14 protein-coding genes are annotated in these 15,768 nt (G+C 59.8%); 8 read left to right on the top strand and 6 right to left on the bottom strand.

The annotated features are described in order from the left end of the window. Positions 1-126: 126 nt before the first annotated feature. Genes ssuB through ssuE form a run of 5 tightly spaced genes read right to left on the bottom strand, consistent with a single transcriptional unit; the run spans position 127 to position 4,439 of the window. Positions 127-900 (bottom strand): aliphatic sulfonates ABC transporter ATP-binding protein, encoded by a 774-nt coding sequence (gene ssuB / locus ACJ8IL_RS18085; protein ID WP_442516716.1) that lies wholly within the window; start codon positions 898-900, stop codon positions 127-129. Further along, positions 897-1,691 (bottom strand): aliphatic sulfonate ABC transporter permease SsuC, encoded by a 795-nt coding sequence (ssuC, locus tag ACJ8IL_RS18080; RefSeq protein WP_167324982.1) that lies wholly within the window; start codon positions 1,689-1,691, stop codon positions 897-899. The genes ssuB and ssuC overlap by 4 nt, the downstream gene beginning before the upstream one ends. 11 nt (positions 1,692-1,702) lie before the next feature. Further along, positions 1,703-2,851, bottom strand: coding sequence for an FMNH2-dependent alkanesulfonate monooxygenase (gene ssuD, locus ACJ8IL_RS18075; protein WP_442516715.1), 1,149 nt, complete (start codon positions 2,849-2,851; stop codon positions 1,703-1,705). A gap of 19 nt (positions 2,852-2,870) precedes the next feature. Next, on the bottom strand, positions 2,871-3,836 hold the full coding sequence (locus ACJ8IL_RS18070) for a sulfonate ABC transporter substrate-binding protein (RefSeq protein ID WP_147823337.1): 966 nt from the start codon (positions 3,834-3,836) through the stop codon (positions 2,871-2,873). A gap of 24 nt (positions 3,837-3,860) precedes the next feature. Then, entirely contained in the window at positions 3,861-4,439 is a 579-nt protein-coding gene (ssuE, locus tag ACJ8IL_RS18065) for an NADPH-dependent FMN reductase (RefSeq protein WP_043137622.1), read from the bottom strand. A gap of 258 nt (positions 4,440-4,697) precedes the next feature. Between ssuE and pyrD the strand changes: the two genes are divergently transcribed. Then, positions 4,698-5,708, top strand: coding sequence for a quinone-dependent dihydroorotate dehydrogenase (gene pyrD / locus ACJ8IL_RS18060; protein ID WP_019454516.1), 1,011 nt, complete (start codon positions 4,698-4,700; stop codon positions 5,706-5,708). 176 nt (positions 5,709-5,884) lie between these two features. Then, a complete protein-coding gene (locus ACJ8IL_RS18055; RefSeq protein ID WP_442516714.1) occupies positions 5,885-6,433 on the top strand; it encodes a cell division protein ZapC in 549 nt (182 codons plus the stop codon). Positions 6,434-6,439: 6 nt separating this feature from the next. Here the strand turns inward: ACJ8IL_RS18055 and ACJ8IL_RS18050 are convergent, their stop codons facing one another. Continuing rightward, positions 6,440-7,543, bottom strand: a complete 1,104-nt coding sequence (locus ACJ8IL_RS18050) for a YcbX family protein (RefSeq protein WP_442516713.1) — start codon at positions 7,541-7,543, stop codon at positions 6,440-6,442. Positions 7,544-7,646: 103 nt separating this feature from the next. Here ACJ8IL_RS18050 and rlmKL point away from each other — a divergent pair, with 103 nt between their 5' ends. The 6 genes from rlmKL (at position 7,647) to rmf (ending at position 15,704) form a co-directional block, all read left to right on the top strand. After that, positions 7,647-9,773, top strand: a complete 2,127-nt coding sequence (gene rlmKL, locus ACJ8IL_RS18045) for a bifunctional 23S rRNA (guanine(2069)-N(7))-methyltransferase RlmK/23S rRNA (guanine(2445)-N(2))-methyltransferase RlmL (RefSeq protein ID WP_442516712.1) — start codon at positions 7,647-7,649, stop codon at positions 9,771-9,773. Positions 9,774-9,778: 5 nt separating this feature from the next. Then, positions 9,779-11,683 carry an ABC transporter ATP-binding protein gene (locus ACJ8IL_RS18040; protein WP_025302303.1) on the top strand — a complete coding sequence of 635 codons (1,905 nt, stop codon included), beginning with the start codon at positions 9,779-9,781 and terminating at the stop codon, positions 11,681-11,683. A gap of 73 nt (positions 11,684-11,756) precedes the next feature. Beyond that, positions 11,757-13,073 (top strand): membrane integrity-associated transporter subunit PqiA, encoded by a 1,317-nt coding sequence (gene pqiA, locus ACJ8IL_RS18035; RefSeq protein WP_071826107.1) that lies wholly within the window; start codon positions 11,757-11,759, stop codon positions 13,071-13,073. Further along, positions 13,060-14,706, top strand: coding sequence for an intermembrane transport protein PqiB (gene pqiB, locus ACJ8IL_RS18030; RefSeq protein WP_025302305.1), 1,647 nt, complete (start codon positions 13,060-13,062; stop codon positions 14,704-14,706). The genes pqiA and pqiB overlap by 14 nt, the downstream gene beginning before the upstream one ends. Continuing rightward, complete coding sequence (gene pqiC, locus ACJ8IL_RS18025; protein WP_043137613.1) at positions 14,703-15,263, top strand: membrane integrity-associated transporter subunit PqiC; 561 nt, start codon at positions 14,703-14,705, stop codon at positions 15,261-15,263. The genes pqiB and pqiC overlap by 4 nt, the downstream gene beginning before the upstream one ends. Positions 15,264-15,533: 270 nt before the next feature. Further along, on the top strand, positions 15,534-15,704 hold the full coding sequence (gene rmf / locus ACJ8IL_RS18020; protein ID WP_004928150.1) for a ribosome modulation factor: 171 nt from the start codon (positions 15,534-15,536) through the stop codon (positions 15,702-15,704). Positions 15,705-15,768: the final 64 nt, after the last annotated feature.

Below are 15,768 nucleotides of genomic sequence, written 5' to 3'. Positions count from 1 at the left end.
TGCGGACTTCATCGTGGCGCGGGTAACGCAGTGTTACCCATCAGACGCCGTATAGATTTAAGCAAGCCCATCATAAATCAAAATCGGTGTTGCAAAAACGGGGGTGACCATAGATTTTTTATCCGTTCAATTCGCTGCCTGACGAGGGCTGGCCGCGGTGACCGGCGGCGATAACACCCGTTCCAGCACTTCGGCCTCCAGTTCCGCCAGCCGGGCCGAGCCTTTTCGGCGTGGCCGCGGCAGATCGATGGTGAGATCCAGCCCGATATGTCCCTCTTCGATCAGGATCACCCGATCCGCCAGCGCGATGGCTTCGCTGACGTCATGCGTGACCAGCAGTACGGTAAAACCGTGTTGTTGCCACAGCGTCTCTATCAGCCCTTGCATCTCGATGCGCGTCAGGGCGTCCAGCGCCCCGAGCGGTTCGTCCAGCAGCAGCAGGCGAGGGCGGTGGATCAGCGCGCGCGCCAGGGCGACCCGCTGCTTTTGTCCGCCGGACAGCGCCGCCGGCCAGTCGCGGGCGCGATCCGCCAAACCGACTGCGTCCAGCGCCTGTAGCGCCGCGTCGCGCCAGTGGCCGCGCAGCCCCAGGCCCACGTTGTCTATCACCGTTTTCCACGGCAGCAGGCGTGCGTCCTGAAACATCAACCGGGTATCCTCTTTGGTGGCGGCAAGCGGCGCGTTGCCGCTGAGCAGCGCGCCGCTGCTGGCCTGTTCCAGGCCGGCCAACAGGCGCAGCAGGGTGCTTTTGCCGCAGCCGCTGCGGCCGACTACCGCCACGAACTGCCCGGCGGAAATGCGCAGCTGGATATTGTCCAGCACCGTGCGGTTGCCGTAACGTTTGCCGATGGATTCCAGCGTCACTGGTGTGCCTTGGGCAAGGCGAGCGGGAAGGGTCATAGCGCTTCTCCCTGTTTCAGTTGATAGGCCGGATGCCAGCGCAACCAGACGCGCTCAAGCAGCTGCGCGCCCACGTCCGCCAGCTTGCCGAGCAGGGCGTACAGCACGATCGCCACCACCACCACGTCGGTTTGCAGGAATTCACGCGCGTTCATCGCCAGGTAGCCGATGCCCGAATTGGCCGAAATGGTTTCGGCGACGATCAGCGTCAGCCACATGAAGCCGAGAGCGAAACGCACGCCGACCATAATCGACGGCAGCGCGCCTGGCAGCACCACCTGTGTAAACAGGCGAAAACCGCTCAGACCGTAGCTGCGCGCCATCTCCAGCAGGCCGCGATCGATGTTTTTGATACCGTGATAGGTATTGAGATAAATCGGGAACAACGTGCCGAGCGCCACCAGAAAGATCTTGGCGGACTCATCGATGCCGAACCACAGGATCACCAGCGGGATCAGCGCCAGGTGCGGCACGTTGCGGATCATTTGCACCGAACTGTCCAACAGGCGTTCACCCCAGCGCGACAGCCCGGTAATAAAGCCGAGGATCAGTCCGATGCTGCCGCCGATGGCAAAGCCGATCAACGCGCGCTGGCTACTGATGCTCAGGTGCTGCCACAGCTCGCCGCTTTGGCTCAGGCGCCAGAAGGCGGCGAGCACCGCGCTCGGCGCCGGCAAAATGCGGTTGGACAGCCAGCCAGTTTCGACGGCGATTTGCCAGAGGATCACCAGCGCCAACGGCAGCGCCCAGGGAGCCAGCCGATACAGGATGCGTTGTACGTTATTTGCCATCGGGGTGCTCCTCAGCTCTGCGACACTTTTTGCGGAACATAAATGTTGGCCACCACTTCGCCCTGCGGGCGCACCGGCTGAAGGCGCGCAGGCGTTTCTTCCTGCGCCAGATCGAGGTGAGGGAACAGCAGTTCTCCGACGCGGTAGGCCTCTTCCAGATGCGGATAGCCGGAGAGAATAAAGGTGTCGATGCCCAGATCGGCGTATTCCTGCATGCGCGCCGCGACCGTCGGGCCATCGCCCACCAGCGCGGTGCCGGCGCCGCCGCGCACCAGGCCGATGCCGGCCCACAGGTTCGGGCTGATCTCCAGGTTGTCCTTCTTGCCGCCGTGCAGCGCCGCCATGCGCCGTTGGCCGACGGAGTCGAAGCGCGCAAAGGCCTGCTGCGCGTTGACGATGGTTTCCTCATCGAGGTGGGCGATCAGCCGATCGGCGGCGCGCCAGGCCTCTTCGGTGGTTTCCCGCACGATGACATGCAGACGGATGCCGAAACGCACCTGTCGGCCCTTCGCCGCCGCTTTGGCGCGCACCTCTTCGATCTTCTCTTTGACCTGCGCCGGCGGCTCTCCCCAGGTGAGGTACATTTCTACCTGCTCGGCGGCCAGATCCTGCGCGGCGGCGGAGGATCCGCCGAAATAGAGCGGCGGGCGCGGTTGCTGCACCGGCGGGAACAGCAGCTTGGCCCCTTTCACCTGAATATGCTTGCCGTCGAAATCGACGGTTTCGCCTTCCAGTACCCGGCGCCAGATATGAGTGAACTCGGTCGAGGCCTCGTAACGCTCTTCATGACTGAGATGTAACCCCTCCGCCGCCAGCTCTTCCGGATCGCCGCCGGTGACCAGATTGAACAGCGCGCGCCCGTTGGACAGGCGATCCAGCGTCGCCGCCTGACGCGCCGCCAGCGTAGGGGAGATGATGCCCGGCCGCAACGCGACCAAAAATTTCAGCCGCTGGGTGACCGGGATCAGCGAGGCGGCCACCAGCCAAGAGTCTTCGCAAGAGCGACCGGTGGGGATCAGCACACCGCCGAATCCCAGCCGATCCGCCGCCTGGGCGATCTGCTGCAAGTAACCGTGATCGACGCTGCGAGCGCCCTGCGCGCTGCCAAGATAGTGGCCGTCGCCATGGGTGGGTAAAAACCAGAAAACGTTCAGGCTCATCGTCAATGTTCCCCCGTATTTATTGCGCGCTTGGGCGCCAGATGCGTTGCGAGATGTCGACCTTCACCGGCACCAACCGGTTGGCGTAAAACAGGTCGGCGGTTTGCTGCTGCGCGGCGATCGTATGCGCATCTAGCGGTGTGATGGCGGTCGGGGGGCGGTGATCCAGATAGCTGGCGATCACCGGTTCCGGCAGCCCCATGGCGTTGGCCAGCAGGGTCACGCTTTGCGCCCGGTCGCTGCGGGTGAGTGCATCGGCCTGGGTTAGCACCGTCAGGACCTGGCTGATAAAGGCGCCATTGGCTTCGACATAGGGGCGCGCCGCCAGATAGAAGGAACCGGTCTGGTTCAGATCGGTGCCGTCGCCGAGCACCCGCACGCCGCCCTGCAGCAGCGCGGCGGAATAATAAGGATCCCAGATAGCCCAGGCATCGACGTTGCCCTGCTGGAATGCGGCGCGCGCATCGGCGGGCGTCAAATAGGCGGGCTGGATATCCGTAAATTTCAGTCCGGCCTTTTGCAGCGATCGCAACAGCAGGTTATGTGAGCTGGATCCTTTCTGGAACGCGACCTTATGGCCTTTCAGATCGGCGACGGTTTTGATCGGGCTATTTTCCGGCACCAGGATTACTTCGGCCTTCGGTTTGGGCGGCTCAACGCCGACATACAGCAGATCCGCGCCGGCGGCCTGCGCAAAGATCGGCGGAATATCACCGGTGCTGCCCAGATCGATGCTGCCGACGTTCAAGGCCTCCAGCATCTGCGGGCCGGCGGGAAATTCAATCCAACTGATGCGGGTGGCGGGGAAGCGTTCCTCCAGCAGCCGGTGGCTTTTCGCCAGCACCAGACTCACCGATCCTTTCTGGTAACCGATGCGAAATTGCGCCGGATCCTGCGCGACGGCGGCGTTGGCCCAGACCAGCGACAGCAGGCCGGTGAAGGCCGCGGTGCTCAGCCAACGTCGCAAAGCGTTGCGTTGTTTCATTCAGGCCCTCCTTTTCCAGGCATGTCAGGCGGTTTGACGCGCCGTCAGCGGCGAGGCGACGCGCAGCGCGGGCGGTTTGCGGCGGCCAAGCGCCAAATAGAAACTGGCGAGCGCCTCTTCCAACCGGGCGGCCACGGCGTCGGTGAGCGTGGCGCTTTCGCCGGTCAGTTGGATCTGGCTGTCGTCGGCGAACACGCCGTGCAGCACCTCTTGCGCTTTCAGCGCCGCCAGCACCGGTTTCAGCGCATAGTCCACCGCCAGCATGTGGCCGACGGAACCGCCGGTCGCCAGCGGCAGCACCACCTTATGATCCAGTGCGCGTTCCGGCAGCAGGTCCAGCAGGGTTTTCAGCGCGCCGGAGAACGACGCTTTATAAACCGGCGTGGAAATCAGCAGGCCGTCGGCCTGCGCCAGCTGCTCGGCAAACGCCTTGATCGCCGGACTGTTGAAGTTGGCGTACAGCAGGTCTTCGGCGTCAAAGTCGTGCAGGGTATAGGCCGTCACTTCCACCCCTTGCTGCCGCAGCCAGTTCTGACTCAGCGAGAGCAGCGCGGCGGAACGTGATGGGATACGTGGGCTACCAGCCAGTGATATAACGCGCATTGCCACTCCTTATAACTAAAAGTTAGGTTTAATTAGAAAATCAATGGGAAGTGTTTTAAACCTACCAGCAACCGGGCGCGTTGTTTAAATCTCATTTTTTGATTTGGATATGCGCAAAAGCGGATTGGCGCCGATTTGGCGGTGAAGTGGGAAAACGATTGCGTAAAAACGGCTTTTTTTGCCTTTAATCAATTCCAATTAGGCGGGGGATACCGGATAATACGCCCCCGGTTTGCAACCGGGAAATCAGGAGAGTCCATGTACTACCCCCTCATCAGGAAAGCGTTGTTCCAGCTCGATCCGGAGCGCGCGCACGAAGTGACCTTTCGTCAGCTCAGCCGTATTACCGGCACCCCATTAGCGTTTCTTGTCCGTCAGTCCGTGCCGACCAAACCGGTCAGCTGCATGGGGCTGTCGTTTAAAAACCCGCTGGGATTGGCCGCCGGTCTGGATAAAAACGGCGAATGCATCGATGCGTTCGGCGCGATGGGCTTCGGCCATGTGGAAGTCGGCACCGTGACGCCGCGTCCGCAACCGGGCAACGACAAGCCGCGCTTGTTCCGCGTGGTTGAGGCGGAAGGCCTGATTAACCGCATGGGGTTCAATAACCATGGCGTGGACAATCTGGTTGAAAACGTTAAGAAATCCCATTTCGGCGGCATTCTTGGGATCAATATCGGCAAGAATAAAGACACCCCGGTTGAACAGGGTAAAGACGATTATTTGATCTGCATGGATAAAGTTTATCCGTATGCCGGTTATATCGCGATTAACATCTCTTCACCGAATACGCCGGGGTTACGATCCTTACAGTATGGCGAAGCGCTGGACGATCTTTTGGCTGCGATTAAAAATAAGCAGCAGGAATTACATGCGCGCCATCACAAATATGTGCCGGTGGCGGTAAAGATCGCGCCGGATCTTTCAGAAGAAGAATTGATCCAAATTGCAGACAGCCTGGTGCGGCATAATATCGATGGCGTGATCGCCACCAATACCACATTGGATCGAAAATTGATCCAAGGGTTAAATTACTGCGAACAAGCGGGCGGGTTAAGTGGGCGTCCGTTGCAATCACGCAGCACCGAAGTGATCCGTCGTCTCTCCACTGAACTGCAAGGGCGTCTGCCGATTATCGGCGTGGGCGGCATCGATTCGCTGACGGCGGCGCGCGAAAAAATGGAGGCCGGCGCGAGCCTGCTGCAAATTTATTCCGGATTTATCTATCACGGCCCGCGTTTGATTAAAGATATCGTTACCCATATCTAATATTTTTCCTCTCATTTTATTCCGGGGGTTTATTTCTGCCCCCGGCTCGTCTATATTTTGTTCGTTAGCATAAATATCGTTCGCGGAATTATCCGATGTTTAAGCTATTTTATCGGTGATAAAATCGCCTTTTAGGGTGAGTGCGGCGTTGGCATAGGCAGCGAGAAGGATACGAAATGAAGATAAAACCTGACGATAATTGGCGTTGGTATTTTGATGCCGAACACGATCGGCTAATGCTGGATTTAGCTAATGGTATGATCTTCCGTTCACGTTTCCCGGCCAAAATGTTAACGCCGGACGCCTTCGATGAATGCGCTTTTTGCGTGGATGACGCCGCCCTTTATTTCACTTATGAAGAACAGTGCAAACAGGTCAAGCTTAGCCATGAACAGCGGGCCGAGCTGGTGTTGAATGCGCTGGTCGCCTACCGCTTCCTGAAACCGCTGATGCCGAAGAGCTGGCATTTCTCGCAGCAACACTACCCGTTGCAGCCGAAAAACGGCGAGCTGGCGGCGGTGAAAGTGATGGAAAGCGGCGCGGAAGCGCGTTTGCTGGTGGTGGAGGCCGGGGATAACGCCAGCCTGTGCCTGCTGGCGCAAAATCAGCTGATGGTCGCTGGCCGTACCATGGTATTGGGCGATGCCATCAAGGTGATGCACGATCGGCTGAAACCCTGCGCGCAGGATGAAAGCGCCGCCCCGGCTTACGACAGGGCGGTATAAGGCGGATTACGCCAACGTCAAATCACTTTTCGGGATGCAGCTGCAGCACAGGATGGTGCCGTTGTCGCCCAGCGCGCTTTTCTTCAGGGGCGCGACCTCACCGCTCAACAACGTAATGCGGCAGCTGCCGCAAATCCCGGCGCGACAGGAGTAAGGTACGCGAATGCCTTGCTGTTCCAACTGTTCGAGCAGGATCTGCTGGTTATTGCCGGTAAACACCTTGCCTTCATATTCGATAGTGACGCTGTGCTCGCTGTCTTGCGGCGCTTGCACGCTCTCCACCACTTTCCCGGCGCCATAAGGGCGCGGCGGCTTAGTCGACAGCACTTCCACCGTATCGCCCACGCGAATGATGCCGCTGTTACGCGCGATCATATTCTGGCCAAAATCGATGTCGCCGTTGTCGGCGGAACGGAATTTTTGCAGCGTGCTCAGCGGTTCGCCGCTCGGATGCTTGCGGCCGCGCTCGGTGCTGACGGTGGTGAGCACGCAGCGGCTGCAGGGTTTCACCAGATCGAACATCACGTCACCGACGCGGATCACCTGCCAGCCGTCCTCGGCCCAGGCGGTTGCGCCGCTCACCACCAGATTGGGGCGGAACTGCTCCAGCTTGATGCTGCCGGGGCAACGCTGCTGCAGATCGTTGAACGAAGCCTGGTTAATCAGCAAATAAGGATAGCCGTCGGCAAACGTCAGCGGGATTTCGGGGTGCTTCTTCACCCGGCGGGTCAACTCCGGCCCCAGCCAGCGCAGCTGCACGTCACGCTGGAAATAGCCGCTCAGCCAGCGGTTGATCTCATCCGGCGCGATCAGCGCGGTGAAATGGTTGCCCCATACCTCGGTCGGCTGCGGCGCGGTGGCGAAGTCGCTGAAGCGAATGGCGGCGCTTTCGCCGTCCGGCGCGGTCAGGAATAGCCCGTCCGGCAGCAGCGCCGGCGTGAACAGCACCATCTGTGGGTATTGGCGTGCGGTAATAAAGGTGCCATCCGGCTCGGTGATCATAAAGTTGCGGTCGAAAGCCAGACCGCTGCTGCCGACCTGGGCGTAAGAAAGCTGCAGGCCACGCAATGATTTAACCGGATGTACGTAGAGTCTGGAAAGCGTGATCACCCTTATCTCCGTGCGATTATTAAATAGAAGGGAGCAACTTTATGACAAGCGGTGCGGATTAGCTATAATGCGCAACAATTTTCTTTTTGGTGATAAGCACGATATGAACTCTCTGTTTGCCAGCACGGCGCGTGGATTGGAAGAACTGTTAAAAAGCGAGCTGGAAGCGCTTGGCGCTCACGACTGCAAAGTGGTGCAGGGTGGGGTACATTTTCAGGGTGACGATCGTCTTCTGTACCAAAGCCTGCTATGGAGCCGCCTGGCTTCGCGCATTCTGTTGCCGCTGAACGAATTCCGCGTGCACAGCGATCTGGATCTGTACCTTGGGGTGCAGGCGATCGACTGGCCGAGTATTTTTGGCGTGGATAAAACCTTTGCCGTGCATTTCAGCGGCGTGAACGAAGAGATCCGCAACAGCCAATATGGCGCGCTGAAGGTGAAAGACGCCATCGTCGACAGCTTCACCCGTAAACTCGACCAACGCCCGACGGTTGCCAAGCAGCAGCCGGATATTCGCGTTAACGTCTTCCTGCAACGCGATATGGCCAGCGTGGCGCTCGATCTGAGCGGCGAAGGCCTGCACCAACGCGGCTACCGCGATCTCACCGGCCAGGCGCCGCTGAAGGAAAACCTGGCGGCCGCCATCGTGCTGCGTTCCGGCTGGCAGCCGGGCACGCCGATGCTCGATCCGATGTGCGGTTCCGGCACGCTCTTGATCGAAGCGGCAATGATCGCCGCCGATCGCGCGCCGGGCCTGCACCGCCAACACTGGGGCTTCAGCGCCTGGAACGGCCATAACGCCGAACTGTGGCGTGAAGTCACCACCGAAGCGCAGGTGCGCGCACGCTGCGGCCTGCAGGAAACCGCCTCGCGCTTCTTCGGCTCCGACATCGATCGTCGGGTGATTGAAATGGCGCGCGGCAACGCCCGCCGCGCCGGCGTCGCCGAGCTGATCACCTTCAACGTCGGTGACGTGGCGCGCTTGACCAATCCGCTGCCGGAAGGCCCGCACGGCACCGTGATCAGCAACCCGCCGTACGGTGAGCGTCTGGAAAGCGAACCGGCGCTGATCGCGCTGCACAACATGCTGGGCCGCGTGATGAAAAGCGCCTTCGGTGGCTGGCAGCTTTCGCTGTTCAGCGCCTCGCCGGAGCTGTTGAGCTGCCTGCAGCTGCGCGCCGAGCGCCAGTTCAAGGCGAAAAACGGCCCGCTGGAGTGCGTGCAGAAAAACTATCAGCTGGCGGCGAACCCGGCCGGCGCCACTACCGGCGGCGTGCAGGTGGCGGAAGATTTCGCCAACCGTCTGCGCAAGAACTTGAAGAAGCTCGACAAGTGGGCGAAACAGCAGGGCATTGAATGCTACCGCCTGTACGATGCCGATCTGCCAGAATACAACGTCGCGGTGGACCGCTACGGCAGCAAGGTGGTGGTGCAGGAGTATGCGCCGCCGAAAACCGTCGATGCGCAAAAAGCGCGTCAGCGCCTGTTCGATGTGATCAACGCGACGCTGGCGGTGCTGGAATTACCGTCGAATCAGCTGATCCTGAAAACGCGCGAGCGGCAGAAGGGTAAAAACCAGTACGAGAAACTGGCGCAGAAAGGCGAGTTCCTGCTGGTGGAAGAGTATAACGCCAAGCTGTGGGTCAATCTGACCGACTATCTCGATACCGGCCTGTTCCTCGATCACCGCATCGCGCGCCGTATGCTGGGCGAGATGAGCAACGGCAAGGACTTCCTCAACCTGTTCGCCTATACCGGCACCGCCAGCGTGCACGCCGGGCTGGGCGGCGCGCGCAGCACCACCACGGTGGACATGTCGCGTACCTATCTGGAATGGGCGGAGAAGAACCTGCGCGCCAACGGCCTGACCGGCCGCCAGCACCGGCTGATCCAGGCCGACTGCCTGTCGTGGTTGAGCAACGCCAACGAACAGTTCGACGTGATCTTCATCGATCCGCCGACCTTCTCCAACTCCAAGCGGATGGAGAACACCTTTGACGTGCAGCGCGATCACCTGGCGCTGATGAAAGATTTGAAACGGTTGCTGCGCCGCAACGGGACCATCATGTTCTCGAACAACAAGCGCGGTTTCCAAATGGATATGGCAGGGCTGAGTGCGCTGGGCCTGGAGGCGAAAGAGATCACCGCCAAGACGCTGTCGCAGGACTTTGCCCGTAACCGTCAGATCCACAACTGCTGGCTGGTGACTCACGCCGGCGAAGGAAAATAATTACTATGTCGTTAATCAGCATGTCCGGCGCCTGGCTTTCTTTCAGCGATGCGCCACTGTTAGACAACACCGAAATTCATATCGAAGACAACGAGCGCGTGTGTCTGGTCGGGCGCAACGGCGCCGGTAAATCTACGCTGCTGAAGATCCTCGGCAAAGAGATCCCGCTGGATGACGGCCGGGTGATCTACGAACAGGATCTGATCGTGGCGCGTCTGCAACAGGATCCGCCGCGCAATATCGGCGGCAGCGTGTTCGACTTCGTGGCGGAAGGCGTTGCGGAGCAGGCAGAACACCTGAAGGCGTATCATGCGATTTCCCACCTGGTGGAAAGCGATCCGAGCGAGAAAAACCTGGCGCGCATGGCGCAAATCATGGAGATCCTCGATCACCAGGGACTCTGGCAGCTCGACAGTCGCATCAGCGAAGTGCTGCTGCAGCTGGGGTTGAACGGCGACGCAGAACTTTCCTCGCTGTCCGGCGGCTGGCTGCGTAAAGCGGCGCTGGGCCGTGCTCTGGTGAGCTCGCCGCGCGTATTGTTGCTCGACGAACCGACCAACCACCTGGATATCGAAACCATCGACTGGCTGGAAGGTTTCCTGAAAGAGTTCGACGGCAGCATCGTCTTCATCTCGCACGACCGTTCGTTTATCCGCAACATGGCGACGCGCATCGTCGATCTGGATCGCGGTAAGCTAGTTTCCTGGCCGGGCAACTACGATCTGTACCTGCAGAGCAAAGAAGAAGCGCTGCGGGTGGAAGAGCTGCAAAACGCCGAGTTCGATCGCAAGCTGGCGCAGGAAGAGGTCTGGATCCGTCAGGGCATCAAAGCGCGCCGTACCCGTAACGAGGGCCGCGTACGCGCGCTGAAGGCGCTGCGCGTCGAGCGTTCAGAACGCCGTGAAGTGATGGGCACCGCCAAGATGCAGGTGGAAGAGGCGACTCGCTCCGGCAAAATCGTATTTGAGCTGGAAGACGTCAATTATCAGGTTGGCGAAAAAGTGCTGGTGCGCGGTTTCTCCGCTCAGGTGCAGCGCGGCGACAAGATTGCGCTGGTGGGGCCGAACGGCTGTGGCAAAACCACGCTGCTGAAACTGATGCTCGGTCAGCTGAAAGCCGACAGCGGCCGCGTGCACTGCGGCACCAAGCTGGAAGTGGCTTATTTCGACCAGCACCGCGCCGATCTCGATCCTGAGCGCACGGTGATGGACAACCTGGCGGAAGGTAAACAGGAAGTAATGGTCAACGGCCGCCCTCGCCACGTCTTGGGCTACCTGCAGGACTTCCTGTTCCACCCGAAGCGAGCGATGACGCCGGTGAAGGCGCTGTCGGGCGGTGAGCGTAACCGCCTGCTGTTGGCTAAGCTGTTTCTGAAACCGAGCAATCTGCTGATCCTCGATGAACCAACCAACGATCTCGACGTCGAAACGCTGGAGCTGCTGGAAGAGCTGATCGACGGCTATCAGGGCACCGTGCTGCTGGTCAGCCACGATCGTCAGTTCGTCGACAACTCGGTGACCGAGTGCTGGATTTTCGAAGGCAATGGCGTGATCAAGGCCTTCGTCGGCGGTTACTACGATGCGCATCATCAGCGCGCGACGGCGAAACCGATTCGTCAGGCGGCGCCGAGCGCGAGCAAACCGGCGGCGGAGAAAAAGGCCGAACAGCCGAAGAAAGCGGCGGCCAAGCTGAGTTACAACCTGCTGCGTGAGCTGGAACAGCTGCCGCAGCGGCTCGAACAGCTGGAAGCGGAAATCGAAGCGCTGCAGGCGCAGATGAGCGATGCCGACTTCTTCACGCGGCCGCACAGCGAAACGCAAGAAGTGCTGACGGCGTTGGCTAACGCCGAGCAGGCGCTCGAGCAGGCCTTCGCCCGTTGGGAAGAGCTGGAAGCGATGAAAAACGGCTGACCGTTGCGATACCGCCCGCGCGCTGCTGCGGGCGGTATCGACGTGCCGGTGAGCAACGTTATTGAGGAGGAATATGGTGTGTTCCCACAACAATCATCAGCAGCATAGTCATTCCGCACCTTCGGCGGCGCAGCAGGATAACCTGATGCTGTGCCCGCAGTGCGACATGTTGGTGGCGCTACCGCCGCTGGCCTATGGCAGCAAAGCGGTATGCCCGCGCTGCAAAACCACGCTCAGCGCCCGCTGGGACGAACCGCGCAAGCGGCCGATCGGTTACGCGCTCAGCGCCTTGTTCATGCTGGTGCTGGCCAACATTTTCCCGTTTATCAACATGCGCGTCGCCGGCCTCGGCAACGAAATCCGGCTGATTCAAATCCCGGAAGTCATGGTGGCGGAAGACTACGCCAGCATGGCCACCTTGTTTATGGTGTTCGTGCAGCTGATCCCGGCATTTTGCATGGTGGCGATCATTCTGCTGTGCGCCAAAGTGCGTTTGCCGCTGGGACTGAAAGAGTGGATGGCCCGGGTGCTGTTCCAGTTCAAAACCTGGTGCATGGTGGAGATTTTCCTCGCCGGGGTGCTGGTCAGCTTCGTCAAGCTGATGGCCTATGGCGATATCGGTATCGGCAGCAGCTTCGTGCCTTACTGTCTGTTCTGCCTGCTGCAGGTGCGCGCTTTCCAATGCGTGGATCGGCGCTGGCTGTGGCAGGACATCGAACCGGCACCGCGTCTCGATCGCCCGCTGACGGTAGGACGCACCGGCATGCGCCAGGGCGTGCGCTCCTGCGCGTGCTGCACGGCGATCCTGCCGGCCGATCAGGTGAGCTGCCCGCGCTGCCACACCAAGGGCTACGTGCGTCGCCGCCACAGCTTGCAGTGGACGCTGGCGCTGCTGGTGACCTCCATCATGCTGTATATTCCGGCCAACCTGATGCCCATCATGGTGACCGAGGCGCTGGGTAACAAAATGAACTCCACCATCATGGCGGGGGTGATCCTGCTGTGGGGGGACGGCTCTTATCCGGTAGCGATGGTGATTTTCATCGCCAGTATCATGGTGCCGTCGCTGAAAATGTTGGCGATCGGCTGGCTGTGCTGGGATGCGAACGGCAGGAAGAAACCGCGCGCCGACAGCGAGCGCATGCACCTGATTTATGAAGTGGTCGAGTTCGTTGGCCGCTGGTCAATGATCGACGTGTTTGTGATCGCCGTGTTGTCGGCGCTGGTGCGAATGGGGCAGTTGATGAGTATTTATCCCGCGACGGGCGCCGTGCTGTTCGCGCTGGTGGTGATCCTCACCATGTTCGCCGCCATGACATTTGATCCCCGGCTGACCTGGGATCGCGCAAGTGAAACAATCAACAAGGAGCCGCAAGGTGACGGAAAATAATCATAGCGTCGCGGACGTCGAGAAGATCAAACGCTGGTCGCCGGTGTGGATCATTCCCATCGTGACCGCGCTGATCGGCGCCTGGATCCTGTTTTACCACTTTAGCCATCAGGGGCCGGTAGTGACGCTGGTGACTACGACGGCGGAAGGGCTGGAAGCGGGTAAAACCAAAATCAAAAGCCGCAGCGTTGACGTCGGCGTGGTGGAAACCGTCACGTTGAGCGATGACCTGAGCAAGGTGATGGTGCAGGCGCGTCTTAATTCCGGCATGGAGAAATTGCTGCGCCAGGATTCCGCCTTCTGGGTGGTGAAGCCGCAGATCGGCCGTGAAGGCGTTTCCGGGCTTGGGACGCTGCTCTCCGGCGCCTATATCGAACTGCAGCCGGGCAACAAAGGCAAAGACGGTAAAGACAACTACCAGCTGCTCGACGCGCCGCCGCTGGCCTCTCCGGATGCCAAAGGGCTGCGTATCGTGCTGGACAGCGAGAAATCAGGCCAGCTTAACGCCGGCGATCCGGTGCTGTTCCGCGGTTATCGCGTCGGGTCGGTGGAAACCAGCTATTTCGATCCTAAAGCGCGCGCCATGCGCTATCAGCTGTTCATCACCGCGCCTTACGATCAGTTGGTCACCACCAACGTGCGCTTCTGGAAAGACAGCGGCGTGGCGTTTGACATGTCGGCGCAGGGCATGCGGGTAGAGATGGGATCATTGACCACGCTGTTCAGCGGCGGCGTCAGCTTCGACGTGCCGGACGGCTGGGATCGCGGCGAACTGGCGAAAGAGAAGGCGGAGTACCAGCTGTTCGACAACCAGCGCAGCACGCAGGATTCGCTGTATACCGTACATAAGGATTACCTGCTGTTCTTCTCCGACTCGGTACGCGGCCTGCAGCCGGGCGCGCCAGTCGAGTTCCGCGGCATCCGTCTGGGTACGGTGGCGCAGGTACCGTTCTATAAAGACGGCATGGCGCAGCGTCTGGATAACGATTACCGCATTCCGGTGCTGATCCGCATCGAGCCGGATCGCTTCCAGAAACAGCTGGGCGGCAACTTCGATATCGAAGGGCACTTGAAAGACGCTGAGTCCCGCGGCATGCGCGCCTCGATGAAGTCCGCCAACCTGCTGACCGGTTCGCTGTATATCGATCTCGACTTCTATCCGCAGGAGAAACCGTGGAAAGGGCCGCGCGAGCTGTTTGGTTATCCGCTGATGCCAACCACCAGCGGCGGTCTGGCGCAGATCCAGCAGAAACTGATGCAGACGCTGGACAAGATCAACGCGATGCCGATCAATCCGATGATCAACGAGGCGACCAAGACGCTGGCGGAAAGTCAGAAAACCATGAAGTCGACGCAGCAGACCATGAAGTCGTTGAACGACATCATCGCCAGCAAAGAGATGCAGGCGCTGCCGCAGGACATGCAGAAAACGCTGCTGGAGTTGAACCGCAGCATGAAAGGGTTCCAGCCAGGTTCGCCGGCTTACAACAAGATGGTGGGCGACATGCAGCGCCTCGATCAGGTCTTGCGTGAGCTGCAACCGGTGTTGCGCACCCTGAATGAGAAGAGTAACGCGCTGGTGTTTGAAGCCGCCGGCAGTAATGACCCTCAGCCGAAGAAGGCCACGAAATGATGAAATGGATCCCGGTAGCCCTGGCGCTGTTGCTCAGCGCCTGCAGCAGTTCGCCACAGAAGACTTACTATCAGTTGCCGGCGCTGGGCGCGCCGGCCGCGGCCAGCAGCAGCGGCGCCTCCACGCGCCAGCTGTGGCTGGAGCACGTGAGCGTGGCGGATTATCTGGCGCAGAGCGGCGTGGTGTATCAGACCAACGACGTGCAGTATGTGATAGCCCAGAACAACCTGTGGGCCAGCCCGCTCGACCAGCAGCTGCAGCAAACGCTGGTCACCAACCTGAGCAGCGCGCTGCCGGGTTGGGTGGTCTCTTCGCAGCCGATGAGCAGCGATCAGGATGTGCTGAACGTGACCATCAGCGGCTTCCACGGCCGTTTTGACGGCAAGGCGATCATTCGCGGCGAGTGGGTGCTGAACCGCCAGGGGCGCTTGATCAAACGGCCTTTCAGCCTGGAGCTGAAACAGGGTGAAGACGGCTATGATGCCCTGGTGCGCACTCTGGCGCAGGGGTGGCAGCAGGAAGCCCAGGCTATCGCCGCACAGATGGGCGGCATTTAGTCATAATTTGGTCTAAAATCGTCTAATCCCTGTCGCCGTGGAAATTCGTTTTTTCTCGCTGGCAGGGATTTCTATTTCATTTCAACTGGTTAACTCCTTCCCCGGCAGATCAGCCACTTAGCACTTTCCTCGGGCGTAGCTCACAAATATGACATTGGCGTGAATTTTGCGCATTGATCTTCTCTTCTTTTAGCGCTATTGATTACTCGTGGCTGCGCAAAAAGCAGCCATTGTTTTCTTTCCACCAGACCAAAATGAGGGAAACGAGGCATGAAGAGACAGAAACGCGATCGTCTGGAAAGGGCGCATTCGAGAGGGTATCAGGCAGGTATTTTAGGGCGTTCCAGGGAACATTGTCCCTACCAATCATCGGTGGACGCCCGGTCTCAATGGCTGGGAGGTTGGCGAGAAGCCATGGAAGACAGGGCTGTGACCGCTTAAGCGGCTCCCTGTCAAATAAAAGGAATAACCTCCGCCCTTTGGCGGAGGTTTTTGTTTCAGGCGT

This window comes from Serratia sp. CY47444 (assembly GCF_052168635.1).
Taxonomy (GTDB): domain Bacteria; phylum Pseudomonadota; class Gammaproteobacteria; order Enterobacterales; family Enterobacteriaceae; genus Serratia; species Serratia bockelmannii.
This window is presented reverse-complemented; position numbering and strand designations above follow the sequence as displayed.

Excerpts from the sequence above, each read along its gene's own strand:
- ssuB (WP_442516716.1), bottom strand. The coding sequence starts at position 900 with ATGACCCTTCCCGCTCGCCTTGCCCAAGGCACACCAGTGACGCTGGAA.
- ssuC (WP_167324982.1), bottom strand. The coding sequence starts at position 1,691 with ATGGCAAATAACGTACAACGCATCCTGTATCGGCTGGCTCCCTGGGCG.
- ssuD (WP_442516715.1), bottom strand. The coding sequence starts at position 2,851 with ATGAGCCTGAACGTTTTCTGGTTTTTACCCACCCATGGCGACGGCCAC.
- ACJ8IL_RS18070 (WP_147823337.1), bottom strand. The coding sequence starts at position 3,836 with ATGAAACAACGCAACGCTTTGCGACGTTGGCTGAGCACCGCGGCCTTC.
- ssuE (WP_043137622.1), bottom strand. The coding sequence starts at position 4,439 with ATGCGCGTTATATCACTGGCTGGTAGCCCACGTATCCCATCACGTTCC.
- pyrD (WP_019454516.1), top strand. The coding sequence starts at position 4,698 with ATGTACTACCCCCTCATCAGGAAAGCGTTGTTCCAGCTCGATCCGGAG.
- ACJ8IL_RS18055 (WP_442516714.1), top strand. The coding sequence starts at position 5,885 with ATGAAGATAAAACCTGACGATAATTGGCGTTGGTATTTTGATGCCGAA.
- rlmKL (WP_442516712.1), top strand. The coding sequence starts at position 7,647 with ATGAACTCTCTGTTTGCCAGCACGGCGCGTGGATTGGAAGAACTGTTA.
- ACJ8IL_RS18040 (WP_025302303.1), top strand. The coding sequence starts at position 9,779 with ATGTCGTTAATCAGCATGTCCGGCGCCTGGCTTTCTTTCAGCGATGCG.
- pqiA (WP_071826107.1), top strand. The coding sequence starts at position 11,757 with ATGGTGTGTTCCCACAACAATCATCAGCAGCATAGTCATTCCGCACCT.
- pqiC (WP_043137613.1), top strand. The coding sequence starts at position 14,703 with ATGATGAAATGGATCCCGGTAGCCCTGGCGCTGTTGCTCAGCGCCTGC.
- rmf (WP_004928150.1), top strand. The coding sequence starts at position 15,534 with ATGAAGAGACAGAAACGCGATCGTCTGGAAAGGGCGCATTCGAGAGGG.